Origin of the sequence: Streptomyces scopuliridis RB72 (assembly GCF_000718095.1) — a bacterium.
In the GTDB taxonomy this organism is placed as follows: Bacteria; Actinomycetota; Actinomycetes; order Streptomycetales; family Streptomycetaceae; genus Streptomyces; species Streptomyces scopuliridis.
In genome coordinates this window covers 161,970-186,847 of record NZ_JOEI01000018.1, presented here as the reverse complement: position 1 = coordinate 186,847, position 24,878 = coordinate 161,970, and the positions used below count along the sequence as shown (strand labels likewise).

Genomic DNA, 24,878 nt, shown 5'->3' with positions numbered 1-24,878 from the left:
CAGTGGTGGCCCGTACCGTGGTCGGCATGAACAACTACGGGCAGTCGACGGTGGAGTGGACGGTCGTGTCCACCGGCATCGGGCCGCTGCTGCTGGCCGCGACCGGCCAGGGGCTGGTGAGCGTCGTCTTCCATGTCGACGGGCCGGTGCGGGAGAAGGCGCTCGGGCAGCTGAGGGACCGGCTGGGCACCGAGCCCGTCGAGTCGGCGTCGGGGCTGCTGGCCGAGCCGATACGCAGGCTGTCCGCGTACTTCGCGGGCGAGCTGCGGGAGTTCGGGCTGCCGCTGGACTGGTCGCTCTCCACGGGCTTCAACCGGCAGGTGCTGCGCGAGCTGGCGGCGGGCGTCCCGTACGGCACGGTGGTCGGTTACGGCGATCTGGCCAAGCGGGTGGGCCAGCCGGCGGCCGCCCAGGCGGTCGGCGCGGCGATGGGTTCCAACCCGCTGCCGGTGGTGGTGCCGTGTCATCGCGTGGTGGAGAGCGACGGCGGGCTCGGCGGCTTCGGGGGCGGGCTCGAAACGAAACGGCAGTTGCTGGCTCTGGAGGGTGTGCTTCCGGAACCGCTCTTCTGAGCCGCTTCGCCGCTCCGAACAGGGCGGATCGCGTGCATTTACTGGCACTTGTCCGCTTTCCGTGCCGGGCTTAGGCTGATTTATGGAGAACCACCGCGCGTACAGCCCGGCGGGCGGCAGATGTCGGCCCGGGGCGCCCCGCTCCCGCTGACCGGACACGTTCCGTATCCGGCTCGTCCCGTACCGGCACACACCTCGGCCGGACCGCCCGAGCGGTGGCCGACTCCATCACACGCACAGGCCGAGTCATCCGCTGGACGAGGAGAGCCGAAGGGACGGCGAGTCAGGATGAGCGGAGGAAACAAGGCAGTCGAATACATCAAGCCGGGTGAGGTGGATGTGAGGACCACCGACTACCCGACGCTCGAACTTCAGGACGGGCCGGGTGTGGCCCCCGCGAACGTAGGCCGTAAATGCCGCCACGGGGTCATCCTCAAGGTACTCGCCACCAACATATGCGGCAGCGATCAGCACATGGTGCGCGGCCGGACCACGGCCCCCGAAGGCCTGGTCCTCGGCCACGAGATCACCGGTGAGGTCATCGAGCGCGGCCCCGACGTCGAGTTCATCGACGTCGGCGATGTCGTGTCGGTGCCCTTCAATATCGCCTGCGGCCGCTGCCGGAACTGCAAGGAGCGCCAGACCGGTATCTGTCTGAACGTCAATCCCGCCCGTCCCGGCGCGGCGTACGGCTACGTCGACATGGGCGGCTGGGTCGGCGGACAGGCGCAGTACGTGATGGTGCCGTACGCGGACTTCAACCTGCTCCGCTTCCCCGACCGGGACGCGGCGCTGGAGAAGCTGCTCGATCTGACGATGCTGTCGGACATCTTCCCCACCGGCTACCACGGAGCGGTGACAGCCGGCACGGGCGTCGGCTCCACGGTCTATGTCGCGGGCGCGGGACCTGTCGGTCTGGCAGCCGCGGCCTCGGCCCAGCTGCTCGGCGCCGCGGTCGTCATCGTCGGCGACCTGAACGCCGAACGGCTCGCGCAGGCCCGCAGTTTCGGCTGTGAGACCGTCGATCTCACCATGGGGGCGGTCGAGGACCAGATAGCCCAGATCCTGGGCGAGCCCGAGGTGGACGCCGCGGTCGACGCGGTCGGCTTCGAGGCACGCGCGCACGGCAAGGACTCCAAGGAGGCTCCGGCGACCGTCCTCAACTCCCTGATGGGTGTCGTCAGGGCGGGCGGCGCGCTCGGTATCCCGGGGCTGTACGTCACCGACGACCCGGGCGGTATCGACGAGGACGCCAAGACGGGGACGCTGAAGGTCCGGCTGGGTCTCGGCTGGGCGAAGAGCCATGTTTTCAGCACGGGACAGTGCCCGGTGATGAAGTATCACCGGGGCCTGGCGATGGCGATCCTGCACGACCGGGTCCACATCGCGAAGGCCGTCAACGCCACGGTGATCTCGCTGGAGGACGCCCCGCGCGGCTACGACGAGTTCGACCACGGCGCCAGCCGGAAGTACGTGCTCAATCCGCACGGCGCGCTGAACGGGGTGGTGGCCGCCTGAACGATTCCCGAGCAGTGGAGGGCGCGGTCGGCACCGCGCCCTCCACGGGCACGGGCCCGGGCGCGCGGGCGTTCGCCCGCGCGTCGACGTTTGGGTCCGCGCGGGATGTGCCATGGATGGGGACATGCCAGACATCACTTCGCAGCTCTCCCCCGAGGTACGGGAGGCGCTCGCCGCGCACCGTCCCGTGGTCGCCCTGGAATCGACGATCATCGCGCACGGACTGCCGCGCCCGCGCAATCTGGCGGTCGCGGAGGAGCTGGAGGCGCTCGTACGGTCCAGCGGCGCCGTACCCGCAACGGTCGCCGTGCTGGACGGCCGGCCCCAGGTGGGCCTGTCCAAGGACCAGTTGGAGCGGGTCGCCCAGGACCCGTCCGTACGGAAGCTGGGCCAGCGCGATCTGGCGCCCGCGCTCGCGGCGGGCGCGAGCGGCGCGACGACCGTCTCCGCCACGGCGTTCCTGGCCGCGCGGGCCGGGATCCGGGTCTTCGCGACGGGCGGCCTCGGCGGGGTCCACCGCGGCTGGACCGACACCCAGGACGAGTCGGCCGATCTGCGGCTGCTGGCCAGGACCCGGATCACCGTGGTGTGCGCGGGCGTCAAATCGATCCTCGACGTACCGGCGACGCTCCAGCGGCTGGAGACGCTGGGCGTCGGCATTCTCGGCTACGGGACCGACCGGTTCCCCGGCTTCTATCTGACCTCGTCCGGTGAACCGGTCGACTGGACGGTCCGTACGCCCGAGGAGGTCGCGGCGGTGATGGACGCTCAGGACGCGCTCGGCGGACCGGAGGCGGCGCTCATCGTCGCCAACCCCGTGCCGGAAGCGGAGCAGCTGGATCCGAAGCTGCACGACCGGGTGCTCGCGGAAGCGCTGACGGAGTGTCATGAGCGCGGTATCAGCGGTCAGGCGGTCACCCCGTTCCTGCTGGACCAGCTGATGCGGCGGACGGGCGGCGCCTCGCTGGAGGCCAATCTCGCGGCGGTGCGCGGCAATGTGTGGCTCGCGGCGCGCATCGCGGCGGCACGCACCGCGGCGGGCGGATGAGCAGCGGCGCCGGGGGCGGTGCGCTGCTGGTGATCGGGGACGTGGTCACCGACGTGGTGGCGCGCTACCGCACCCCGCTCGCGCACGGTACGGACACGGCCGCCGAGATCCGTACGCTGCCGGGCGGCGCCGGGGCCAACGCGGCCTGCTGGGCGGCGCGCTCCGGGTGCGCGGACGTACGGCTGCTGGCACGGGTGGGGTCGGAGGCGCGGGAGTGGCACGAGGAGCGGCTGCGGCGGGCGGGGGTACGTACCCATCTCGTCGTCGACGAGGCGGTGCCGACCGCGACAGTGATCTGTCTGGTCGACGCGTCCGCCGAACGCACGCTGCTCACCGACAGCGGCGCGGCGCTGCGGCTGTCTCCCGCCGACTGGTCGCCGTCCCTGCTGGACGGGGTGGGCCGGCTGCATCTCTCCGGCTATCTCTTCTTCGCGGACACGAGCCGTCAACTGGCCGTCGCCGCCCTGGAATCGGCCGGGGAGCGGGGCGTCCCGGTGAGTGTGGACCCGGCCTCGACGGGGTTCATCAAGGAACTGGGCGCGGACCGTTTCCTGGCGTCGGTCGAGGGCGTGGAGACGCTGCTCCCGAACGCGGACGAGGCCAGGCTCCTCACCGGGCTGACGAACGTGGCGGACGCCGCCGCCGCGCTGAGCGGACGGGTGGGGGTGGCGGTGGTGACCCTGGGCGGGGACGGCGCGCTGGTGGCGCGGGCGGGGGCTGTCACGGCCCGGGTCCCGCCGGTCCCGGCGCGTGCCGTGGACTCGACGGGTGCGGGCGACGCCTTCACGGGCGCGTTCCTCGCGGCCCGGCTCGCGGGGGCGGACCCGGTGGCGGCTGCCACGGCGGGCTGCCGGGCGGGGGCGCGGGCGGTCGCGACGGTGGGCGGCCGGCCCTGACTTCACACGTCCGCCGGGGCCGCGCGCCGTACGGGGCGGTCACCGGGACCGCTGTCCGAAAGCCGCTATCCGAGGCCGCCCCACGCCGGATGGCGCGGATCGTCGGTCCGTACGACCACATCGGCGGCCTCGGCCGGGTCCACCTCCCGCTCGTACCGCTCGAAGGCGGGGAGCGTCCAGCGTTCGCTCTCGTCGGTACGGCGCCGGAGCGCGGCCGGTGACAGCCGCAGATGCACTGTGAGGTCGAACGGGAACCAGTGCCCCAGCAGCAGCGGGCCGTGCAGCACCAGCACACCGCCGGGCACGAGTTCGCTGTGCGGGCTGCGGGTCGCCCGGTCGGTGGCGGGGTCCCAGAGATCGGGCAGGACCCGCCCGGTGCCGCCGGGCTCCAGCGGCCCGAAGACCTCCCGCCACAGCGCGCCGGTGTCGAACCAGCCGCTGTAGTACGACTCCGGGTCCTCGCGCCCGTATTCGTACCGCAGCGAGGCCGGCCGCAGAAACCCGCCGGTCCCCACGACCAGTACCGACCGGCCGCGTACCCGCAGCGCCCCGGCGAGCGCGTCGGCCCGCTCACGGGTCCCGGCGGCGGGCGCTCCGTCGATGGCGACACGGAGCCAGGGACCGCCGTCCGCCGCCCCCGTCTCCAGCACGTGCTCGGCGACGGCCTCGGTCAGCCGCTCCCAGGTGATCGCTTCGAGTCGCACCCGGCCATCATCGTTCAGCGGCGCTCGCTCATGGCGCGCCGGCCCGTACCCGCCGCCCCGCCCCGCCCCTGCCCCGCCCTCAGAAGTCGGTCACAGGAAGAGTCTGCTCGGCCCAGATGGTCTTGCCGCCCGTGCCCTGGCGGGTGCCCCAGCTCTGCGTGAGCTGAGCGACGAGCAGGAGGCCACGGCCCCCTTCGTCGAACACCCGGGCCCGGCGCAGATGCGGAGCGGTGTTGCTGCCGTCCGAGACCTCGCAGATGAGACTGCGGTCATGGATGAGGCGCAGCTGAATGGGGGCCTGGGCGTACCGGATGGCGTTGGTGACCAGCTCGCTGACCACCAGTTCCGTGGTGAAGACGGCGTCTTCCAGCCCCCAGGCGGCCAGTTGCTCGGCGGCGTCCCGCCGCGCCTGGGCCACCCCGGCGGGGTCGCACTCCAGCTCCCACGTGGCGACCTGGCTCGCGTCGAGCGCGCGGGTACGGGCGAGGAGCAGGGCGACGTCATCGGCGGGGCGGCCGGGGAGCAGCGTCTTCAGTACGTTGTCGCAGGTGTCCTCCAGCGGCGCGGCGGGCTGGGCGAGGGCAGTGCGCAGCGCGGCGAACGATTCGTCGATGCCGCGCTCGCGGGATTCGACGAGGCCGTTGGTGAACAGGGCGAGCACGCTGCCCTCCCGCAGCTCCACGTCGACGGACTCGAAGGGCAGATTGCCGAGGCCGAGCGGCGGCCCCGCGGGCAGGTCGAGGAAGGCGACGGAGCCGTCCGGGGTGACCATCGCGGGCTGCGGGTGTCCGGCGCGCGCGAGGGAGCAGCGCCGGGACACCGGGTCGTAGACCGCGTAGAGGCAGGTGGCACCGACATCCCCGGCGGCCTCGGCGCCCGGGGGCTGTCCGCTAGACGCTTCCGCGGCCAGATGGTTGACGAGGTCGTCGAGGTGGGTGAGCAGTTCGTCGGGCGGCAGATCGACATCGGCGAGGGTGCGTACGGCCGTACGCAGCCGGCCCATCGTGGCCGACGCCTGGACGCCGTGGCCGACCACATCGCCCACGACCAGGGCCACGCGCGAGCTGGACAGCGGGATCACATCGAACCAGTCGCCGCCGACTCCGGCCCCCGAGTCGGCGGGGAGGTAGCGGAAGGCGAACTCGACCGCCGCGTGTTCGGGCAGCGCGTGCGGCAGCAGGCTGCGCTGAAGGGCCAGCGCCGTGTCGCGTTCGCGCGTGTAGCGGCGGGCGTTGTCGATACAGACGGCCGCCCGCGCCGTGATCTCCTCGGCGAGCAGCAGATCGTCCAGCTCGAAGGGGGCCGGGCTGCGGTGCCGGGAGAAGGTGGCCACGCCGAGGATGGTGCCGCGAGCGCGCAGCGGGACGGCCATCGTCGAGTGGAACCTGAATTCGCGCATCTTGGCGGCGCGCCCCGGATCGGTCGTCTCCCATCGGGCCACGGAGGCGTCCGTCACCCTCCTCATGACGCCCCGCTGAGTGATCAGGCACTCGGCGGCGGGCGAGCTGTCGGGGTAGAAGGAGGTGTCCCCGAGCTCGACCACGGCCTCCGGGGCCCCCTCAAGAACGGACTGGCAGGCGACGCGCCGCAGCCTGACCTGGCCGGGCAGCGGGCCGGCGGGGGTCTCGGCGCCGCCTCTGCTGACCTCGGGGAGCAGATCGACGGTGACGAAGTCGGCGAGCACGGGGACCGCGACATCGGCCAGCTCCTGCGCGGTGCTCACGACGTCGAGGGCGCTGCCGATACGGGTACTGGCCTCGTTCACCAGGAGCAGCCGCTGCTGGGCGCGGTTCTGTCTGGTCATGTCGTGTACCGCCACGACCACACCGCGTGTCCGGCCCCCGTCCCGCAGCGGGGCGATGGAGACCGCCCAGGCGAACTCACGGTCGTGGCCGGGCAGGCGCAGCGAGAATTCGAGGTGCTGCGGCTCGCCGGTCTCCAGCGCCCGCAGCATGTGCCGCTCAGTGTTGTCGATCTCCGGGGCGGGCATGGCCTCGGGCAGCCGCAGGCCGCGTACGTCGTCCTCGGTGAGGCCCAGCAGGCGCTCCATGTCCTCGCTCACATGCCGCAGCCGCAGCCGTGTGTCGTAGACGGCCATCGGACAGGGCGACTGCATGAATACCAGTTCGAGCAGGTGCGGGTCCTCGAAGTGCGGGGCCGCCCGGGTCAGCGGGGAGACGACGAACCACTCGGTGGCGCCGTCGTCCGTCGTACGGCGGTGTGCCAGCAGCCGTACGTCCAGCCGGTCGCCGTTGCGGTGCAGCAGCGTGACCGTCCCGCTCCATCTGTCCGGCAGGGCGGCCGGATCCAGCGCCCCCGGATCGAGCGTGCCGGCGCGGGACCGCGCGGTCGCCCCATCGGCGAGCAGCTCGGCGACGGACCGTCCGACGATCTCCGACGGCCGGTGACCGAGCAGCCGGCGGGCACCCTCGCTCCACCCCGTTACGGTGCCTCGCGCGTCGATGACCGCCCTGGCCGTGGCCGCCTCGTCAAACGGATCGGTCGGCTGGTCGCGGGGATCGGTCTCGGCGGCCTCGGTCTCGTGGGGATCGCTCTCACGAGGATTGGTCTCGTGGGGATCGTTCGACCGGACGGGCTGGTCGCCCCGCGCGGAGTCCGGTCGCCTCATCGTCGCTCATCTCACCCTGCCTGGACCCGACCGCCGGGGAACGAGGTCCCGGCCCCGGCGGGCCTCCCGTGGCTACTGATGCCTCCAAGTATGACATCCGTGACGAATTAGGCTATTTCTGTCACCGTCAGCGGCACAAGGGCGGGCTCCCGTCCGCTCACTCCCCCCGCAACACCTTGGCCAGCGGGCCGTCACCCGACACCTCGATCCGTCCGTCCCGCACCCCGTCCCCCACCGTCAGCGCGCCCCCGCTCAGCTCACGGCAGGTGTCGGCGTCGAGCACGAGGCGGGCGTCCGGGCTCTCCGCCGGCCCGTCGCCGTACACCGGATCGCCCGCCCCGAGCCGTACATGGAACGCCCCCTCGTCCAGCCGGACTTCCACCACACCCTCCCCCGTCCCGCCGCCCAGCCCCGAGCCTGCCGGGCCCGACAGCCCGTCCAGCACCGGCAGCAGCGGCACGGCGAACCAGTGCGCCCGTACGGCGTCGGTGGGCCTGCGCTCCTCCAGCGCCGGCGCGCCCCACTCCGCCAGAGCCGTGAGCACCGGCAGCAGCCCCCGCCCCCGCTCCGTCAGCTCGTACACATACGCCGCGGCCGGGGGCGGCAGCTTGCGGCGCAGGGCCAGATCATCGCGCTCCATGTCCTTGAGCCGGGAGGCGAGCACATCCGTGCTGACACCCGGCAGATCGGCGTGCAGATCGGTGTACCGGCGGGGGCCCGCCAGCAGCTCCCGGACGATCAGCAGGGTCCAGCGGTCGCCCACGGAGTCGAGGGCACGGGCGGTGGCGCAGTACTGGTCGTAGCTTCGGCGACGTGACATGTGACGGATTCTAGACATGTTGTTGGACTTTCCAAGCTCGGACTTGGTAAAACCAAGTATCGCAACAAGGTCTGGGAGGCCACCGCATGGAATTCCGGCAGTCGAGCAAGCTCAGCGAGGTCTGCTACGAGATCCGCGGCCCGGTGATCGAGCACGCCGACGCCCTGGAGGAGGCGGGCCACAGCGTCCTGCGTCTCAACACCGGCAACCCCGCGCTCTTCGGGTTCGAGGCGCCGGAGGAGATCCTCCAGGACATGATCCGGATGCTGCCGCGGGCACACGGCTACACGGACTCGCGCGGTGTCCTCTCCGCGCGCCGCGCCGTCGCCCAGCGCTACCAGACCATGGGGCTGCCCGAGGTCACGGTCGATGACGTGTTCCTCGGCAACGGCGTCTCGGAGCTGGTCTCGATGGCCGTCCAGGCGCTTCTGGAGGACGGCGACGAAGTCCTGATCCCGGCCCCCGACTTCCCGCTCTGGACCGCCGTGACGACGTTGGCGGGCGGCCGTCCCGTGCACTATCTCTGCGACGAGTCCGCGGAGTGGTACCCGGACCTGGACGACATGGCGTCGAAGATCACCGACCGCACGAAGGCCGTCGTGATCATCAACCCCAACAACCCCACCGGCGCGGTCTATCCGCGCGAGATCGTCGAAGGCATCCTCGATCTCGCCCGCCGTCATCAGCTCATGGTGTTCGCGGACGAGATCTACGACCAGATCGTCTACGACGACGCGGTCCACCACACCGCCGCGGCCCTCGCCCCCGATCTGGTGGTCCTCACCTTCAGCGGGCTCTCGAAGACGTACCGCGTGGCGGGGTTCCGCTCCGGCTGGCTCGTCGTCACCGGCCCCAAGCAGCATGCCCGCAGCTACCTTGAGGGCCTCACGATGCTCGCCTCGATGCGGCTCTGCCCCAACGCGCCCGCGCAGTACGCCATTCAGGCCGCGCTCGGCGGCCGGCAGTCGATCAAGGAGTTCACCGCGCCGGGAGGCAGGCTGTACGAGCAGCGCGACCGCGCCTGGGAGAAGCTCAACGAGATCCCCGGGGTCTCGTGCGTGAAGCCGAAGGGCGCGCTGTACGCCTTCCCCCGGCTGGACCCCAAGGTGCACAAGATCCACGACGACGAGCGGTTCGTGCTGGATCTGCTGCTGCGGGAGAAGATCCAGGTGGTACAGGGGACGGGGTTCAACTGGCCGCGTCCCGACCACTTCCGGATCCTGACGCTTCCGTACGCGGACGATCTCGACGCGGCCATCAGCCGGATCGGCCGCTTCCTGAGCGGCTACCGACAATGACCCGCCGGCCTCGGCCTACGGCTCAGAACCGTACGGGCAGCGCGATCAGGCCCCGGGCGCGGGTCGAGGGGCGCCATCGCAGCTCCTCGTACGGAACGTCGAGCGCCAGCCGCGGAAAGCGCTCCAGCAGCGCGTTGAGCGCGATCTCGGTCTCCAGCCGGGCGAGCGGTGCGCCGAGGCAGTAGTGGATGCCGTGCCCGAGGGCCACCTGCCCCGCCGTGTCGCGGTCGAGGTCGAGCCGGTCGGGGTCGGCGAAGCGGTGCGGGTCGCGGTTGGCGGCGGCGAGGGACAGCATGACGGTCTCCCCCGCCGGCACCGTCACCCCGCCGATCGTCAGATCCTCGACCGCGAACCGCCGGATCGCCAGCAGCGCGGGCCCCTCGTACCGTACGAACTCGCCGACCGCCGCGGCCGTCCTGCCGGGCTCCGCGCGGAGCGCCGCCAGTTGCCCGGGGTGCCGGAGCAGGGCGAGGACGGAGTTGCCGATGAGCTGGACGGTGTTCTCGTACCCGGCGAAGAGGATGAGGAAGGCCAGCGACATCAGCTCGTCCTCACTGAGGCGGTCGCCGCCGTCGCCATGTGACGCCTCGCCGCCGGCCTCTTCACCGGCCTCTTCACCCTCGTCGCGCGCCGCGATCAGCGCGGAGAGCAGATCATCCCCGGGCTCGGCCCGCTTGTGGGCGAGCAGTTCGGTGAAGAAGGCGAGCATGGCGGCGATCGCCGCCTTCATCCGCTCGGGCCGCGCGGGATCGGGGGCGATCAGGGCGTCCGTCCACTCCCGGAAGTCACGCCGGTCGCGCGGGGGTACGCCCAGCAGTTCGCAGATGACGACGATGGGCAGCGGCGCGGCGTACGAGGCGACCAGATCGGCGCGACCGCCGGATTCGAGCGTGCCGGATTCGAGCGTGCCGGATTCGCGACCGCCGGATTCGCGACCGCCGGATTCGAGGGCGTCGAGCAGTTCGTCGGCGGTGCGTCGGACCGGCCTCCGCAGCTCCTCGATCCGTCGCGCGGTGAACGCCCGCGCGACGAAGCGCCGGATACGGGTGTGGTCCGGCGGATCCATGTTGAGCAGGTTGGCGTCGAGGGCGGGCGGCAGCCCGAAGCCCTGGTAACCGCCGGGCAGCGCACGGCGCTTGTCGAGCGAGAGCCGGGGATCGGCGAGCGACTGCCGTACATCCTCGTATCGCGTGACGATCCAGGCGGGCCGTCCGTCGGGCCCGACGATCCGCCGTACGGGCGCGGTCTCGCGCAGCCGCGCGTAGACCTCGTACGGATCCGCCAGCAGCTCGCTCGTCGGATCGTAGAGCGACCGCGGTGACGCGCCGGATGCCGTGATTGCCATGATCCCATCCTAAACAGCCGTACGAGGGACGGTTGTTGACGGCGCGTGGGAGTGGGCCGTGCCCCGCGCCGAGATGACCAAGGACACCCACTGGCAGGTTCACCAGATCCTTCCGCTTGGCATGGACCTGCTCTTGATCCTCGGCTACGCTCCGGCTGGCACCGCCTGAGAGCGCTCTCAGTCGCCTGCTGTTCCACCCCCACCATGCTGGAACACAGAAGGGCCACATCCCTTGAGACGTACGACAGTGATACGCACCGGTCTGTCCGCACTCCTCCTCCTCGGCACCTGGGCCGCCGCCGGGCTCGCACCGGCCGCCGCGGCCCCCTCTTCCGCCTCCGAAGCCCCGGCCTCCGCCGGTCTGCTCACCGCCATGCAGAAGGATCTGGGCCTGACGGAGAGTCAGGCCAAGGCGCGGCTGGCCGCGGAGAAGACAGCGACGGCTGTCGAGGGCAAGGCGAAGCGCGCGGCGGGAGCCTCGTACGGCGGCTCCTGGTTCAACCCGGACAGCGGCACGCTGACCGTCACGGTCACCAGTGCCCAGAAGGCCGACGCCGTACGGGCGACCGGCGCGACCGTACAGCTCGTCAAGCACAGCGCGCGCCAGCTCGACGCGGCCAAGGAGCGGATCGACGCGCTCTCCGCGCCGGCCGGTGTCAGCAGCTGGCATGTAGACCCCAAGGCCAACCGCGTCGTGGTGAATGTCGTCGCGGCGCAGAAGAACGACAACGATGTCCGTGACTTCCTCGACCGCGCCCGGCAGGCCGGTCCTGTCACGGTCAAGGAGACCGCCAAGGCTCCCCAGACCTTCGCCGCCGGCACCGTCGGCGGCGACCCGTACTACACGGGCAACGTCCGCTGTTCCATCGGCTTCTCCGTACACGGCGGCTTTGTCACGGCCGGCCACTGCGGCCAGGCGGGCGCCTCGGTGAGCGGCTGGGACGGCTCGTACATCGGCAACTTCCAGGGCTCGTCGTTCCCCGACAACGACTACGCGTGGGTGAACGTCGGCAGCGGCTGGTGGACCGTCCCGGTGGTCCTCGGCTGGGGCACCGTCTCCGACCAGCTGGTCCGCGGCTCCAACGAGGCCCCGATCGGTGCCTCGATCTGCCGCTCCGGCTCCACGACCCACTGGCGCTGCGGCAACCTCCTGGCCAAGAACGAGACCGTCAACTACAGCCAGGGCGCCGTCCACCAGATGACCAAGACCAGCGTCTGCGCCGAGGGCGGCGACTCGGGCGGCTCCTTCATCAGCGGCGACCAGGCCCAGGGCGTGACCTCGGGCGGCTGGGGCAACTGCAGCAGCGGCGGCGAGACCTGGTACCAGCCGATCAATGAGATCCTGGGCCGTTACGGCCTGACGCTCCACACAGCCTGACCGCCGACTCCACCTGACCCGCGGGGAGATCGGACCTTCGGGGCAGGCCGGCGCATCGGCTGACGAGGCCGGGGGTACGGAGCGAGCGCGCAGCGGTACCGCGCGGTCGTCCCGTGCTCCCGGCCTCCGTCATTCCCGCGCACCGAGCCCCCGGTCCCCGCCGCGTCGCCCCCACACATCACCCCTCCGCGTCACCGGCCGAGCAGTGCCGTCAGGGCGCCCACCGGGTCGGTGTCGGGGGTGCCCCGGGGCCACCAGTCCTCTCGGTCCCGGTCCGACTCATAGCCGTACCAGAGCGCGTCGCGGCCGAAGCGGAGTTGGAGGGACGCGGTGGAGAGGCGGTTGCGCCAGGGCCGGAAGTGGGGGAAGTCGGCGGCGACCAGGGCGGGGCGGGCGCGGTCGAAGGGGCCGGCGGGCGGGTCCCAGGGCTCTTCCAGTACGGCCAGGCCCGCCAGGCCGCCCTGGCGCCAGGCCGCCACGGCGCGGGCCAGGTCGGTGGGCGTGCGGTCGAGTGCGGTGGCCAGGTCCCGGTAGAGGGCGCGGGTGGAGGCGGTCAGCCCGGAGCCGGGGTGGGCGGCGGCCAGCCGTACCGCGTCCTGCCAGGGGGTGAGGGCGCCGATGGGGTCGAGGCCGGTGGTCAGGAACGTATGGGCGCGGGCCGCCGCTTCGGTGGCGAGCAGGTCGAGAGCGAGCGGATCGGGCGCGCCGGGGGTGTGCGGATACACGGGCGGGCGGCCCGGCTGCGCGGGGACGGGGAACGGCGGCGGAAGCACCGGGCGCGTACGCGGCGCGAGGGCGAGGCGCGCCTCGACCGTGGGCATGGGCGGCGCGGCGGTGGTCCGTTCGGCCGCCGAGCGCGTGGCGTTGCGCCGGGTGAGATCGGCCAGCACTTCGTGTTCGCCGCGACCGCGCATCAGGAACAGCACGAACGGGTCCTCGTCGAGGAGTCGCGCCGTCTGATAGCAGAGGGCGGCGGCGTGCTTGCACGGGTAACCGTCGTCGGGGCAGGAGCAGTCGGGGGTCAGATCGCCCCCGGTGGGGAGGAGATCCGCCGAGGCCGCGAGGGTGTGCGGCATGTCCTTGTCGAGCAGGGCGGCGATGTGGTCGGGGCGGGCCGCCGCGGCGTCGAGAAGATCCTCCCAGCCGGTGTCGTCGAGGGTACGGAGGCGGATCTCCGTGCGGTACGGGCGGGGCCTCGAACCGTGGACGTACGCCATGACCCGGCCGGGGGTGACGGTGATCGCGTCGACATGGCCGCTGCCCGCGTAGGCACGGCCGCGCTGGAGGCGGGCCGTGTCGAGAGCGGTGTCCTCCATGGATTCCACCCATGCGTTGCCCCACCAGGTGGTGGCGAAGTCGCCTGCGGCGCCCGGTCTCGGGGGCAGCGCGGGGAACGTACGCCGGCGGTCGTCGTGCCGCGGGGCGGGGGCGCGGCGGGGGGTCATGACAGCCTCCGCAGGGAGACCAGATCCGCGAGCTCCCGGTCGGTCAGCTCGGTCAGGGCCGCCTCGCCCGAGCCGAGGACCGCGTCGGCCAGCGCCCGCTTGGACGAGAGCATCTCGGCGATCCTGTCCTCGACCGTGCCCTCCGCGATCAGCCGGTGGACCTGTACGGGCTGGGTCTGGCCGATGCGGTACGCGCGGTCCGTGGCCTGTTCTTCCACGGCCGGGTTCCACCAGCGGTCGAAGTGGACGACATGGCCGGCCCTGGTCAGATTGAGACCGGTGCCCGCCGCCTTCAGGGAGAGGACGAAGACCGGGACCTCGCCGGACTGGAACCGGTCCACCATGCGCTCGCGCTCGGCGACGGGCGTGCCGCCGTGCAGGAGCTGGGACGGGATGGCGCGCGCCGCGAGATGCGCGGAGAGCAGCCGCGCCATCGACACGTACTGGGTGAAGAGAAGGACGGAGCCGTCCTCCGCGAGGATCGTGTCGAGCAGTTCGTCGAGGAGGGCGAGCTTGCCGGAACGGCCGGTGAGCCGGGCCGTGTCCTCCTTCAGATACTGCGCGGGGTGGTTGCAGATCTGTTTGAGGGCGGTGAGCAGCTTCATGACGAGGCCACGGCGCGCGATGCCCTCGGCCGCCTCGATGGCGGCCATCGTCTCGCGGACGACCGCCTCGTAGAGCGATGCCTGTTCGCGGGTGAGCGCGACGGGGTGATCGCTCTCCGTCTTGGGCGGCAGCTCGGGCACGATCCCGGGGTCGGACTTCCTCCTGCGCAACAGGAACGGCCGGACCAGCCGGGACAGCCGCTCCACCGCCTCCGCGTTGTCCGCGTCCTTGACGTCGGCGCTCTTCGCGTTCTCGACGTTCTCGACGATCCGGGCGTGACGGGCACGGAACGCCTTGAGCGGGCCGAGCAGTCCGGGGGTGGTCCAGTTGAGCAGCGCCCACAGCTCGGACAGATTGTTCTCGACGGGCGTGCCGGTCAGCGCGACCCTGGCGGGCGCCGGGATCGTACGGAGCGCCTTGGCCGTGGACGAGAAGGGGTTCTTCACATGCTGGGCCTCATCGGCGACGACCATCCCCCAGCCGTGCCCGGCCAGCACGTCGGCGCTGCTGCGCATCGTGCCGTACGTGGTGAGCACGAACCCGCCCGGAACCCCGCCCGCCGGGGCCCCGGCCAGGGTCCGTCCGGCGCCGTGGAAGCGGTGTACGGGGACGCCGGGCGCGAAGCGGGTGATCTCGCGCTGCCAGTTGCCCAGGAGGGAGGCGGGGCAGACGACAAGGGTGGGGGCGGTGCGGGCCCGGTGCAGATGGAGGGCGATGACCGTGACCGTCTTGCCCAGGCCCATGTCGTCCGCGAGACAGCCGCCGAGACCGAGTGAGGTCATCAGGTCCAGCCAGGCGAGACCGCGCAGCTGGTAGTCGCGCAGGGTGGCGGTGAGGGCGGGCGGCTGGGCGATCGCGGCCGGGCCGTTGATAAGACGGTCGCGCAGCGCGGCCAGCGCACCGGTCGGGACCGCTTCCACCGTCTCGCCGTCCACCTCGGCGGTGCCGGTCAGGGCGACGGCGAGCGCGTCGACCGGCTCCAGCAGGCCCAGCTCCCGCTTGCGCGCCTTCCGTACGAGGGCCGGGTCGACGACCACCCACTGATCGCGCAGCCGCACGATCGGCCGGTGCGACTCGGCGAGCGCGTCCATCTCCCGCTCGCTGAGGGGATCGCCGTCGAGCGCCAACTGCCAGTTGAACTTGAGCAGTTCCGCGCTGTCGAAGAAGGGCGTGCCGTCCGTGGCCGAGCCGGGCGCGGGGCGGACGACCGCGGCGGCGGTGAGCGTACGGGCCAGCTCCCTCGGCCAGTGGACGGCGACCCCCGCGGCGGCGAGGCGGGCCGCCCCCGGGCCGAGCAGTTCGTACAGCTCGTCCTCGGAGAGCGGCAGCGCGTCGGGGACGTCCCGCTCCAGCAGCCGGGCCAGCGGGGTCCAGACGCGGGCCGCGCGGCGCAGGGCGAGCATCGCGTCGATCCGGGCGCGCGGGCCGAAGCTCTCGTCGCCGTGGCCCGCCCAGAGCCCCGAGGCGTCGATGACCAGGGTCGGGTCGGCCAGGCTGTGGATCTGGACGAGGGCGGCCCCGGCCCGCCGGGTCACCTGGGCCTCCTCGGCGCCGGGGCCGATGTCCGCGCCCGCCCCTGGGCGAGCTTCCGCCCGGCCGGAATCCGTCTCCCTACCCGCGGCCGGGTCCGTCCCCTCCTGATCGAAGAGGTCGTACGCGGAGAGGTCGAGGCGCAGCGAGACCCGTACCCCCGCGTCCATACCGGCCGCCGCCTCCGCGGCCCAGGTCCGGGCGCCCGGCAGATGCTGTGCCTCCCGGGCGGCGAACGGCGCGCCCGCCGCGTAGGCGGCGGCGGGCGTACGCGGCAGGGAATCCGCCACCGCGTCGAGGAACGCCCGTACCAGCGCTTCCGGGTCGGGCAGCTGGAGCGGGCTCAGATCCGGGACCGGTACGGCGTGGGCCTCGGGGGGCATGGCCGCGGCGATGGCTCTCAGCTGCGCGATGTCATCGGCGTCGAGCGGGCCGGCGCGCCAGGCGTCGTGGTCGGACGCGGTGAGACCGGGCAGCAGTCTGCCGCGCCCGGCGAGCTGGAGTGCGTGCAGCGAGGCGGCGCCCCAGCACGCGGCGGCGGGATGCGCTGTCCGGTCACGCCGGGCGCGTACCAGCAGCGGGATCGCGTCGGCGACGGACAGCAGCATGGCGGGGACGGTGCGCGTATGGACACCGTCGCCGCCATCGCTTCTGTCCCCGCCATCGCCCCGACGCCGTACGACCGTCAGCTCCCCCGGCCCGAGCCCGGGCGCGCCCGGCGCCGTCCCGGCTTCGCCGAGGGCACCGGCGGGCAGCTCCCCGTCCGGGGACCAGAAGGCGACCCGCCCCTCGCGCGGCAGTCCGGCGGGCAGGAAGACGGCGGCGCAGCGGGCCAGGGCCGCCGTCGCGGCATGCGCGGACAGAGCGGTGTGGGTATGCACGGATTGCGCCACGGTCACCGACTCCCTCCCAGCCCGGGATCACCTCAGGATCTGATTCCTCTGCGAGTCTAGGCCGGGGGTCTGACAGTCGATCTCGATACGACGTTTCCGCAGCTCAGCGGGTGGCCCGGGGGCGGGCAGCGGAAAGGACGACCCCGCAGTGCTCGACCGCGGGATCGTCCGGCTCCGAGTGCCGACGGACGCTACGGCACGGACGGCGGGGAACGGACTCAGACGGGCTGCGCGTCCTGCCGCTTCTGCGGCTTCTCGTCCAGTGGCGGTGCCGACGTGGGTACGGACGACACCTTGGGCCGCGTGGTGAGGTCGGGCGTGGTGAGGTCGGGTGCGCCGGGTTCGACGGCGGTCGCCTCCGGTGTGACCGCGGGAGCGGAAGCAGGGGCGGCGGGCTCATCGGCGGGGGGCGACGGGGCCGCCTCCACTGCTTCCGAAACCGCCTGCACGGCCTGTACCGCCTCGGCCGGTGTGGCGCGTTCGAGGAAGCGGAGCAGTTCGACGGGGAAGGGCAGGACGAGCGTCGAGTTCTTCTCGGCCGCGACCGCCACGACCGTCTGCAACAGCCGCAGCTGAAGCGCGGCGGGCTGGCCGGACATCTGCTTGGCCGCCTCGGCGAGCTTCTTCGACGCCTGCAGCTCCGCGTCCGCGTTGATCACCCGGGCGCGGCGCTCACGGTCGGCCTCCGCCTGGCGGGCCATCGACCGCTTCATGGTCTCCGGCAGCGAGACATCCTTGATCTCGACGCGGTCGATCTGCACGCCCCAGCCGATCGCCGGGCTGTCGATCATCAGCTCCAGGCCCTGATTCAGCTTCTCCCGGTTGGACAGCAGATCGTCCAGATCACTCTTACCGATGATCGACCGCAGAGACGTCTGCGCCATCTGCGACACCGCGAACCGGTAGTCCTCGACCTGGACCAGCGCGTCCGCCGCGTCGACCACCTTGAAATAGATCACGGCGTCCACGCGCACGGTCACGTTGTCCCGCGTGATGCCGTCCTGGGCCGGCACCGGCATCGTCACGATCTGCATATTGACTTTGTGCAGTTTGTCCACGAACGGAACGATCGTCGTGAATCCGGGTCCTCGGATCGCTCCCTGCAGCTGGCCGAGGCGGAAGACGACGCCCCGTTCGTACTGCCTGATGACCCGCGCGGCCGCCATCGCGTACAGCCCGCACGCGCATACCGCCGCTATGACAGCGATTACCAGTTCCTCGACCATCTTGGGCCCCCTGACGACGCCGGACGAGGTGCTAATAACCACGGTATGCCTTGTATGACCAGTGGTCGAGGAGCGTGCGGCAGGGAGATACCGGTGCGTAGGCGCGGGACCGGACAGCCCGGCCGGATAGCCCGGCCGGCCGCACATCGGGTGCCGCCGTCCCGGGGATCCGGCAGTGTGACCAGCAGGCTCACCCGCACGCCCCCACCACACGGAACCCACACCGGTACCCGCGCCGGGCATCCGCACCCCCGTGGCCGAGCACTCCGCACAGACGAGGACCCGCTCATGTCCGTGACCCATCACCGGCGCCTCGGCATCGCTGCCGGGGCCGCGTTCCTGACCGTCGCCGTCGCCGGCTGCTCCGGCCTCGGCCGGACCGCGGTGGGGACCGTTACGTACGACACCCCGCGCGGCCGGCACATCCAGGTCTCCAACCCCGTGGTCACGGGCTGCCACCGCCTCGCGCCGGGCGGTGCCGTCTCGCTCGCGAACCGCACCCTGATCGACTTCGTGATGTACGGGACGCCCGACTGCACGGGCAAGGGCACGACGTACATCGCCACCACGCTGTCCGATGTGATCGCCCCCGGCGAAGGGCCGTGGCGCAGCTACACCATCGTGCACTGACGCCCTGGCGCGAACCCCGGCGCTACCCACGCCCGCGGATCCGCGCGGACAGCTCCGCCGTGTGGTTCCGCCGGACCCGGGCAATCACCGCCAGCGGCACGATCAGCACCACGGGCGTGAGCGCGTTCTGCCCGCCGAACGCGGTCAGCTGGGCGATCAGGGCCCCGATCATCAGACCGATCAGCGCCAGCGCCGACACACCGGACAGGATCGGTATCACCAGCGCTATGGCACCGGCCAGCTCCAGCGCTCCCGTCAGATACATGAACCAGTCGCCGAAGCCGATCGCGTCGAAGGACTCCTTGGCGGACGAGTGGCCGATGAGCTTCGGCGCGGCGCTCGCGATCCCGAAGAACAGCGCCAGCACGATCTGGAGCACGCGCGCCGTGAGATGCGCCCGGCGCGACGGACGCGGGCTCTCCGAAACAGCGGCGGCAGGGGTGGTGGACGCGTCGGACATGCTCGTTCTCCTCCGTTGAGCGTGGGCGCTTTCACGGAGACAGACGGGCCGGCCTCCCGGAACTCATCGGCCCCGTCCGATGAGTTCCGCGCCCCTCTGCCACAAGGGGTCAAAAGCCGCGAACACGGGTAGGGGGTTGGTGGGGCGTATGGGAGGTGAGCGAATCATGCGCACCGGAAGTGAGCCGGTCACCGCGCGCAGTCCGCTGCGGATGCGGTTCTGGCTGAGCGTATGGGGCCTGATCTGGACGGCCTTCGGTACGTCGGCGTTCGCGAGCGCCGGGCGCTTCGGGTGGGCACTCGCCTGCGGCGTGCTGATGCTGATCATCGCCACGGATCTGGTGCTGGTCCTGCGGCACCTCCGGCAGGGGTCGCGCTATCAGCCGGGGAGGGACGTCCCGCCGTACGAGCCGGGGCGCCATGGCTCGGACCTGGATCGCGAGCGGAGTCTCGACCATGATCTCGGCAGCCGTGTACGCGAGTGGATGCGCGAGCCGGACCCGGCGCAGCGCGGTGGCCGTACCCGCCATCGCAGCGCGCACGGACACGGCCCATGACCGACCCCGACCCGCGACTGGCCTGACCGGCCCCGCGCGAGCCGTGCGGTCAGTCGGCGGCGCGCCGGTCCGCGTCGAACTGGGCCGCCTTCACATACTCCGGCTTGGGATCCAGCGCCGCCGCCAGCCTGAAGTGGCGTTTCGCCTGCTCGGGCCGTCCTGAGCGCTCATAGGTACGGGCCAGCGCGAAATGGGCGAACGCGTTGTCCGGCTCCCGCTCCAGCACCAGCTCGAATTCGAGCTCGGCGGGCCGCAGTTGGGCGGCGGCGAAGAACGCGCGGGCGCGCAGCAGCCGGGCCGCGGTGTTCTCCGGATGGGCCGCGATCACCGAGTCGAGCAGCTTCACGGCCCCGCGCGGATCACGCGCGGCCAGGAGTTGCTCCGCCGCGCGATAGTCGATGACGTGGGTTTCCGGACTCTCGGGCACGGTCGCATCCTTCCCTAGCTGCGCGCATTCAACGCCGTGTATGACGACGCTATTCCTCACATCCGCCCGCGCCGGCGGTCAGCTCCCGGTCGCGGCGCGGTCTCTCAGCGTCTGCCATACGCGTCTGACCTGCGGTTCCAGCTGCTCCAGCGGACCATCGTTGTCGATCACAACATCCGCGGCGGCGCGGCGGCGCTCGCGGGTGGCCTGGGCCGCCATGCGCTTGCGGGCCTCGGATTCGGCCATTCCGCGCAGCCGTACGAGCCGGTCGAGCTGGGTCTCGGGCGAGGCGTCCACGACGACGACCAGGTCGTACAGCCCTGTCATGCCGTTCTCGACGAGCAGCGGCACATCGTGCACCACGATCGAGTCCGGCCCCGCCGCCGTCTCCAGTTCGGCCGAGCGTGCGCGGACCAGCGGGTGCACGATCGCGTTCAGGGCCCGCAGCCGGTCCGGATCGGCGAAGACGATCCCGCCGAGTTTCGGCCGGTCGAGACCGCCGTCCGGAGTCAGTACCTCCGGTCCGAACTCGGCCACCACGGCCGCCAGACCCGGCGTCCCCGGCTCGACCACTTCGCGCGCGATCCGGTCGGAGTCGATCAGCACCGCTCCGTAACTGGTCAGCAGGCGCGAGACCTCGCTCTTTCCCGCACCGATTCCGCCCGTGAGTCCCAACCTCAGCATGCGGTCAGCCTAAACGGGCCGCGTCTGGACGGGACCGGCGCCTCAACGACGGGCGTCTGCCTCAACGACGGGCGCCTCAACAGCGAGCGGCCGTACGGCTCCCGAGGGAGTCCGTACGGCCGCCGCGCCCCTGCCTCAAGCCGGCCGAGCACCCGGTCGAGGCCCGGTTACGCGCCGCCCTCGCCTTCCCGCTCCGCGAGGAACTTCTCGAACTCGCGGCCGATCTCATCGGCGGACGGCAGTTCCGCGGGCTCGGCGACCAGATTGCCGCGGGTCTCCGCGCCCGCGATCGCGTCGTACTGGTGCTCAAGCCCCTGCACCATCGTGACCAGTTCTTCGTCCCCCTCGCCGAGCTGCCGCTCGATCTCGGTCTGGGTGCGCTGTGCCTCCGTACGGAGCGAGTGCGCGACGCTCGGCAGCACCAGGCCGGTCGCGGCCGTGATCGCCTCCAGGGCGGTCAGCGCCGCGTCGGGGTACGAGGACCTGGCGACATAGTGCGGTACGTGCGCGGCGACACCGAGCACGTCATGGTCCGCCTGCATCAGCCGGTACTCGACCAGCGACTCGGCGCTGCCCGGGACCTGCGCCTCGTCGAAGGGGCTGCGGTGACCGGGCATGAGGTCGGTGCGGTTGCCGTGCGGGGTCACGCCCACGGGGCGGGTATGCGGAACGCCCATCGGGATGCCGTGGAAGTTGACCGAAAGACGCACCCCGAGGCGCTCCACGATCTGCCGTACGGCCGTCGCGAAGCGCTCCCACTCCACATCCGGCTCGGGGCCGGACAGCAGCAGGAACGGCGCGCCGGTGGCGTCCTGGACGAGCCGTACGTCGAGCGTCGGCGTCTCGTAGTCGGCCCAGCGGTCACGCCGGAAGGTCAGCAGCGGTCGCCGTGCGCGGTAGTCGACCAGCCTGTCGTGGTCGAAACGGGCCACCACCTGGTGGGGCAGCGACTCCAGCAGGTTCTCGACGATCTGGTCGCCGGTCTCCCCCGCGTCGATATAGCCGTCGAAGTGGTACAGCATGACCAAGCCCGCCGACTCCTGCGCCAGTGCCATGTCGACGACGGCGAGGCCCTTGGGCTCCCATTCGTACAAACCCTGCGGATCAAGCACGATTACCGCTCCTCCTCGTGTTCATAACGAAGAACGCCCCACAGGGCGCGGGCATTCCCCGCGCCCCGTGGGACTAACCCCGCGAACGGGCCCGAACCGCGCTGATCGTCAGGTGAGAACGCGCGCGTGCAGGGCCGTGACCACCTTGCGCGCCGAGGTGAAGGCGCCGTGCTGCCAGGCGTCGGCGTACGAGAGATGGTCACCGGCGAAGTAGACACGTCCGGCGGGCTTGTTGAGCGGGTCGAACACGGGCGCGTCCGGGCCGCCGGACAGGGAGTGCCAGGAAGCCTCCAGATAGGGGGTTTGCCGCCAGTGGTGGGAGAAGGACGAGGCCAGTTCGGTGCGGTACTTCTCGCCGTGGATCTTCACCCCCTGCGCCACGGCCCGCGCCTCGCGCTCGCGCGGTGTGAGCCGGGCGTAGGCGTCGGCCTGGGCGCCCGTGTTGTAGTAGCCGACGATCAGTCCGCGTCTGCCGTGGTGGCCGTACGACGGGTACCAGACATGGGCCAGATCGAGATCCGTCTCGGTGATTCCGCCGTAGATCCGGTGGTCGCTCTCCCACCAGCGGCTGCGGTATTCGAGGCCGATCTTGCCGGCCGACGACGGCTTGCACGCCTCCAGCGCCGTCTGTACGTCCGCGCCCAGATTGTGCGCGGTCCTGGCGAGGATGTTGGGCGGCAGCGCGGCGACGCAGTAGTCCGCGTCCAGGGTGCGGACCCGGCCGTGCTCCGTGTACGTGACGCTCACGCCATGCGCCGTGTCGGTGATCCGCTGGACGGCCGCGCCGGTCCGTATGCGATGCGCGCCTATCGCCCTGGTCAGCGCGGCGGGTATCCGGTCCATGCCGCCGACCGGCTGGAACATCAGCATCGCCTGGTCGTAGCCGAACTCGAAGGAGAAGTACCGGCCGACGCCGCTGGCGAAGACCTCGGACGCGGAGGGCACCGCGCCCAGTTCGACGCCGGGTGTGCCGGACGCGGCCGGGTCCACGCGGTAGCCGCGGCGCTCGCTCCCCTCGTATCTGAGCGTGCCGCCGATGTCCCCGAAGCCCTTGAGGAATTCGAGGAGCCGCTCCCGGTCCTCGGCGGAGAGTTCGGCGTCGAGCGCGCCCGTGTCGGTGGCCTTGGCGAGCAACTCGGAGACATAGCCGTACACATCGGCCTTGGCGGTCCGGTAGCGCACGGGGGCCGTCATACCGGCCTTCTCGTTGTAGATATAGGCACTCGCGTTCACGTTCGTGAACACCTCGACCGGGACGCCCAGTTCGCGGCAGTAGTCCATGGTGACCATCCACTGCGGAATCCGGGCCGGCCCCGCGTTGAGATACTGACCGTCACTGAAGCGTGCCGTCTGGCGGTTGCCGGAGAGATCGAGGTTCGTGTCACCGCCCCGGACCGTGAAGTTGCGTCCGCCGGTGCGGTCCCGGGCCTCCAGGACCGTACAGTCGTACCCCGCCTTGCCCAGTTCGTACGCGACGGCGAGACCGGCGATGCCGCCGCCGACGATGACGACCCTGGCCGCCCCCTTGCCCGTGAGCGTGAAGTCCCCTGTTCTGGGGGCGCTGAACGCGGGTTCACGGCCGGCGGCCTCGGCGGTGGGGGCGAGGCCGAGGGCCCCCATGGTGGCGAGCATCGCTCCCGCTCCGCCGGTGATGCCTACCTGTCGCAGAAAGCCGCGGCGACTGGTGCCCGCGGTGGTGTTCGGCGCATGACTCATGTCCCGGTTCCCCTTTCGGTCTTCAGGTGTGCCGGGATCCTGGCAATCGCTTGTTACGGCCCGTCAGATGACCGTGTGTCCCGCCGGTTGCCCTCCGCTCACCGCCCCTTCCCCGGCCGTCCTGCCGCGCCGCCCGTACGGGTATTGGTCCAGACCTTGACATGCCCAGGACGCGTCCCTACCGTCACGGGGCAGCGGTCAAGTTCACGGACGCGACCATCGTCCACATAAGAGAACAGAGTCGCCACACCAGTCGCCACACCTCGGACCTCAACGGGAAGGCTCCCCCCATGCGCATCCGCACGCTGCTTCCTGCTCTGCTGACCCCTCTGCTCGCCACCGGCGCGCTGCCCCTGCTCGCCGCCCCGACCGCCGGGGCCGCCCCCACCGGTGCCGCCGCGGTCATCCAGGTCTCGACCGCGGCCCAGCTGAAGTCGGCCCTCACCGCGGCGCGTCCCGGCGATACGATCCAGCTCGCCGACGGCACGTACACGGGGAACTTCAAGGCGACGACGCCCGGTACATCCGGCTCCCGCATCACCCTCACCGGCTCGTCCGCCGCGATCCTCACCACCGGCGGCGGGGGCTACGGCCTGCACCTCAACGGGGCCGCGTACTGGACCGTCAAGGGCCTCACCGTCACCAACGCCCAGAAGGGCATCGTGGCGGACGGGGCCAACGGGGTCGTCATCGACTCCGTGACCGTGCACAACCTCGACATGGAGGGCGTGCACTTCCGCCAGTCCAGCAGCGACGGCGTCCTGAAGAACTCACGGATCTACGACACCGGCAACGACGGCCGGGGCATGGGCGAGGGCGTGTACGTCGGCAGCGCCAACACGCTGTCCGACCGCAGCGACAACGCTCAGATCCTCAACAACACCATCGGCCCGGACGTCGGCGGCGAGAACATCGACATCAAGGAAGGCACCACCGGCGCGCGCATCGTCGGCAACACGTTCGACGGCAGCGGCCTCACCGGCGCCAACTACGACGACTCCTGGGTGGACGTCAAGGGCAACAACGTTCTCGTCGAGGGCAACACCGGCAAGAACACCACCAACAACGGCTACGAGACCCACACCCAGCAGAGCGGCTGGGGCTGCGGCACGGTCTTCCGCTCCAACACCTCGGATCTGCGCGGCTCCACGGGCGCCAACCAGCTCGCCATCAATGTCACCAACAACAGTTCGAGCTGCCGTACCACCGTCTACGGCAGCAACACCGTGACCGGCGGCAAGGGCCTGACGAACATCACCGTCACCCCCTGATCCGCCACCCCACCGCGCGATCCGGAAGCGATCCGCAAGAGAGATCCGCAAGAGAGATCCGCGCACGCGTAAGGCCCGCTCCCCCGAAGGGGAACGGGCCTTACGTTCAGCTAC

Annotated in this window: 20 protein-coding genes and 1 pseudogene; 9 read left to right on the top strand and 12 right to left on the bottom strand. The window is 71.5% G+C overall.

The features are described from left to right. Positions 1 to 26: 26 nt before the first annotated feature. The 4 genes from IF11_RS0123295 (at position 27) to IF11_RS0123280 (ending at position 4,034) form a co-directional block, all read left to right on the top strand. Entirely contained in the window at positions 27 to 572 is a 546-nt protein-coding gene (locus IF11_RS0123295) for a methylated-DNA--[protein]-cysteine S-methyltransferase (protein WP_030353643.1), read from the top strand. 288 nt (positions 573 to 860) lie between these two features. Beyond that, positions 861 to 2,090 (top strand): formaldehyde dehydrogenase, glutathione-independent, encoded by a 1,230-nt coding sequence (gene fdhA, locus IF11_RS0123290; protein WP_030353642.1) that lies wholly within the window; start codon positions 861 to 863, stop codon positions 2,088 to 2,090. Positions 2,091 to 2,214: 124 nt separating this feature from the next. Next, positions 2,215 to 3,138, top strand: coding sequence for a pseudouridine-5'-phosphate glycosidase (locus IF11_RS0123285; protein ID WP_037728361.1), 924 nt, complete (start codon positions 2,215 to 2,217; stop codon positions 3,136 to 3,138). Further along, entirely contained in the window at positions 3,135 to 4,034 is a 900-nt protein-coding gene (locus tag IF11_RS0123280) for a carbohydrate kinase family protein (protein ID WP_030353640.1), read from the top strand. The genes IF11_RS0123285 and IF11_RS0123280 overlap by 4 nt, the downstream gene beginning before the upstream one ends. Before the next feature lie 65 nt (positions 4,035 to 4,099). Here IF11_RS0123280 and IF11_RS0123275 read toward each other — a convergent pair whose 3' ends face one another. From IF11_RS0123275 to IF11_RS0123265, 3 genes are all read right to left on the bottom strand, one after another. Then, a complete protein-coding gene (locus tag IF11_RS0123275; RefSeq protein ID WP_030353639.1) occupies positions 4,100 to 4,738 on the bottom strand; it encodes a nucleoside/nucleotide kinase family protein in 639 nt (212 codons plus the stop codon). Positions 4,739 to 4,817: 79 nt separating this feature from the next. Beyond that, positions 4,818 to 7,367 (bottom strand): SpoIIE family protein phosphatase, encoded by a 2,550-nt coding sequence (locus IF11_RS0123270; protein ID WP_078490866.1) that lies wholly within the window; start codon positions 7,365 to 7,367, stop codon positions 4,818 to 4,820. Positions 7,368 to 7,524: 157 nt separating this feature from the next. Further along, complete coding sequence (locus tag IF11_RS0123265; RefSeq protein ID WP_030353637.1) at positions 7,525 to 8,205, bottom strand: winged helix-turn-helix transcriptional regulator; 681 nt, start codon at positions 8,203 to 8,205, stop codon at positions 7,525 to 7,527. A 68-nt stretch (positions 8,206 to 8,273) separates the two neighbouring features. Here IF11_RS0123265 and IF11_RS0123260 point away from each other — a divergent pair, with 68 nt between their 5' ends. Further along, positions 8,274 to 9,485, top strand: a complete 1,212-nt coding sequence (locus tag IF11_RS0123260) for a pyridoxal phosphate-dependent aminotransferase (protein ID WP_030353636.1) — start codon at positions 8,274 to 8,276, stop codon at positions 9,483 to 9,485. Between the two features lie 22 nt (positions 9,486 to 9,507). Here IF11_RS0123260 and IF11_RS0123255 read toward each other — a convergent pair whose 3' ends face one another. Continuing rightward, the gene (locus IF11_RS0123255) at positions 9,508 to 10,830 is read right to left on the bottom strand and encodes a cytochrome P450 family protein (RefSeq protein WP_030353635.1); all 1,323 of its coding nucleotides are present in this window, start codon (positions 10,828 to 10,830) and stop codon (positions 9,508 to 9,510) included. Positions 10,831 to 11,077: 247 nt separating this feature from the next. On the opposite strand from IF11_RS0123255, the gene IF11_RS0123245 reads away from it, so the two are divergent. Further along, entirely contained in the window at positions 11,078 to 12,208 is a 1,131-nt protein-coding gene (locus IF11_RS0123245; RefSeq protein WP_037728358.1) for a S1 family peptidase, read from the top strand. 191 nt (positions 12,209 to 12,399) lie between these two features. On the opposite strand, the gene IF11_RS0123240 is transcribed toward IF11_RS0123245, so the two are convergent. From IF11_RS0123240 to IF11_RS0123230, 3 genes are all read right to left on the bottom strand, one after another. After that, a complete protein-coding gene (locus tag IF11_RS0123240; protein ID WP_030353633.1) occupies positions 12,400 to 13,653 on the bottom strand; it encodes an SWIM zinc finger family protein in 1,254 nt (417 codons plus the stop codon). Then, positions 13,650 to 16,670: a DEAD/DEAH box helicase gene (locus IF11_RS0123235; RefSeq protein ID WP_240627946.1), complete on the bottom strand. Its 3,021-nt coding sequence runs from the start codon at positions 16,668 to 16,670 to the stop codon at positions 13,650 to 13,652. Before IF11_RS0123235 ends, IF11_RS0123240 begins: the two co-directional genes overlap by 4 nt. Positions 16,671 to 16,900: 230 nt before the next feature. Beyond that, positions 16,901 to 17,908: a slipin family protein gene (locus IF11_RS0123230; RefSeq protein ID WP_078490865.1), complete on the bottom strand. Its 1,008-nt coding sequence runs from the start codon at positions 17,906 to 17,908 to the stop codon at positions 16,901 to 16,903. 288 nt (positions 17,909 to 18,196) lie between these two features. On the opposite strand from IF11_RS0123230, the gene IF11_RS0123225 reads away from it, so the two are divergent. Continuing rightward, the gene (locus tag IF11_RS0123225; RefSeq protein ID WP_030353630.1) at positions 18,197 to 18,538 is read left to right on the top strand and encodes a hypothetical protein; all 342 of its coding nucleotides are present in this window, start codon (positions 18,197 to 18,199) and stop codon (positions 18,536 to 18,538) included. A gap of 22 nt (positions 18,539 to 18,560) precedes the next feature. Here IF11_RS0123225 and IF11_RS0123220 read toward each other — a convergent pair whose 3' ends face one another. After that, the gene (locus tag IF11_RS0123220) at positions 18,561 to 18,998 is read right to left on the bottom strand and encodes a DoxX family protein (RefSeq protein WP_030353629.1); all 438 of its coding nucleotides are present in this window, start codon (positions 18,996 to 18,998) and stop codon (positions 18,561 to 18,563) included. A gap of 166 nt (positions 18,999 to 19,164) precedes the next feature. Between IF11_RS0123220 and IF11_RS0123215 the strand changes: the two are divergent. Continuing rightward, positions 19,165 to 19,416 (top strand): annotated as a pseudogene (locus tag IF11_RS0123215) (DUF6343 family protein); the annotation flags it as partial. A gap of 187 nt (positions 19,417 to 19,603) precedes the next feature. Here IF11_RS0123215 and IF11_RS0123210 read toward each other — a convergent pair. The 4 genes from IF11_RS0123210 to IF11_RS0123195 form a co-directional block, all read right to left on the bottom strand. Beyond that, a complete protein-coding gene (locus tag IF11_RS0123210) occupies positions 19,604 to 19,981 on the bottom strand; it encodes a tetratricopeptide repeat protein (protein ID WP_030353627.1) in 378 nt (125 codons plus the stop codon). Positions 19,982 to 20,059: 78 nt separating this feature from the next. Continuing rightward, on the bottom strand, positions 20,060 to 20,665 hold the full coding sequence (gene coaE, locus IF11_RS0123205) for a dephospho-CoA kinase (RefSeq protein WP_030353626.1): 606 nt from the start codon (positions 20,663 to 20,665) through the stop codon (positions 20,060 to 20,062). Positions 20,666 to 20,832: 167 nt separating this feature from the next. Beyond that, a complete protein-coding gene (locus IF11_RS0123200; protein ID WP_030353625.1) occupies positions 20,833 to 21,777 on the bottom strand; it encodes a PAC2 family protein in 945 nt (314 codons plus the stop codon). Positions 21,778 to 21,885: 108 nt separating this feature from the next. Further along, positions 21,886 to 23,409, bottom strand: a complete 1,524-nt coding sequence (locus IF11_RS0123195) for a flavin monoamine oxidase family protein (protein WP_030353624.1) — start codon at positions 23,407 to 23,409, stop codon at positions 21,886 to 21,888. 374 nt (positions 23,410 to 23,783) lie between these two features. Between IF11_RS0123195 and IF11_RS0123190 the strand changes: the two genes are divergently transcribed. After that, positions 23,784 to 24,764, top strand: coding sequence for a right-handed parallel beta-helix repeat-containing protein (locus IF11_RS0123190; RefSeq protein WP_030353623.1), 981 nt, complete (start codon positions 23,784 to 23,786; stop codon positions 24,762 to 24,764). The last annotated feature ends 114 nt before the right edge of the window (positions 24,765 to 24,878 follow it).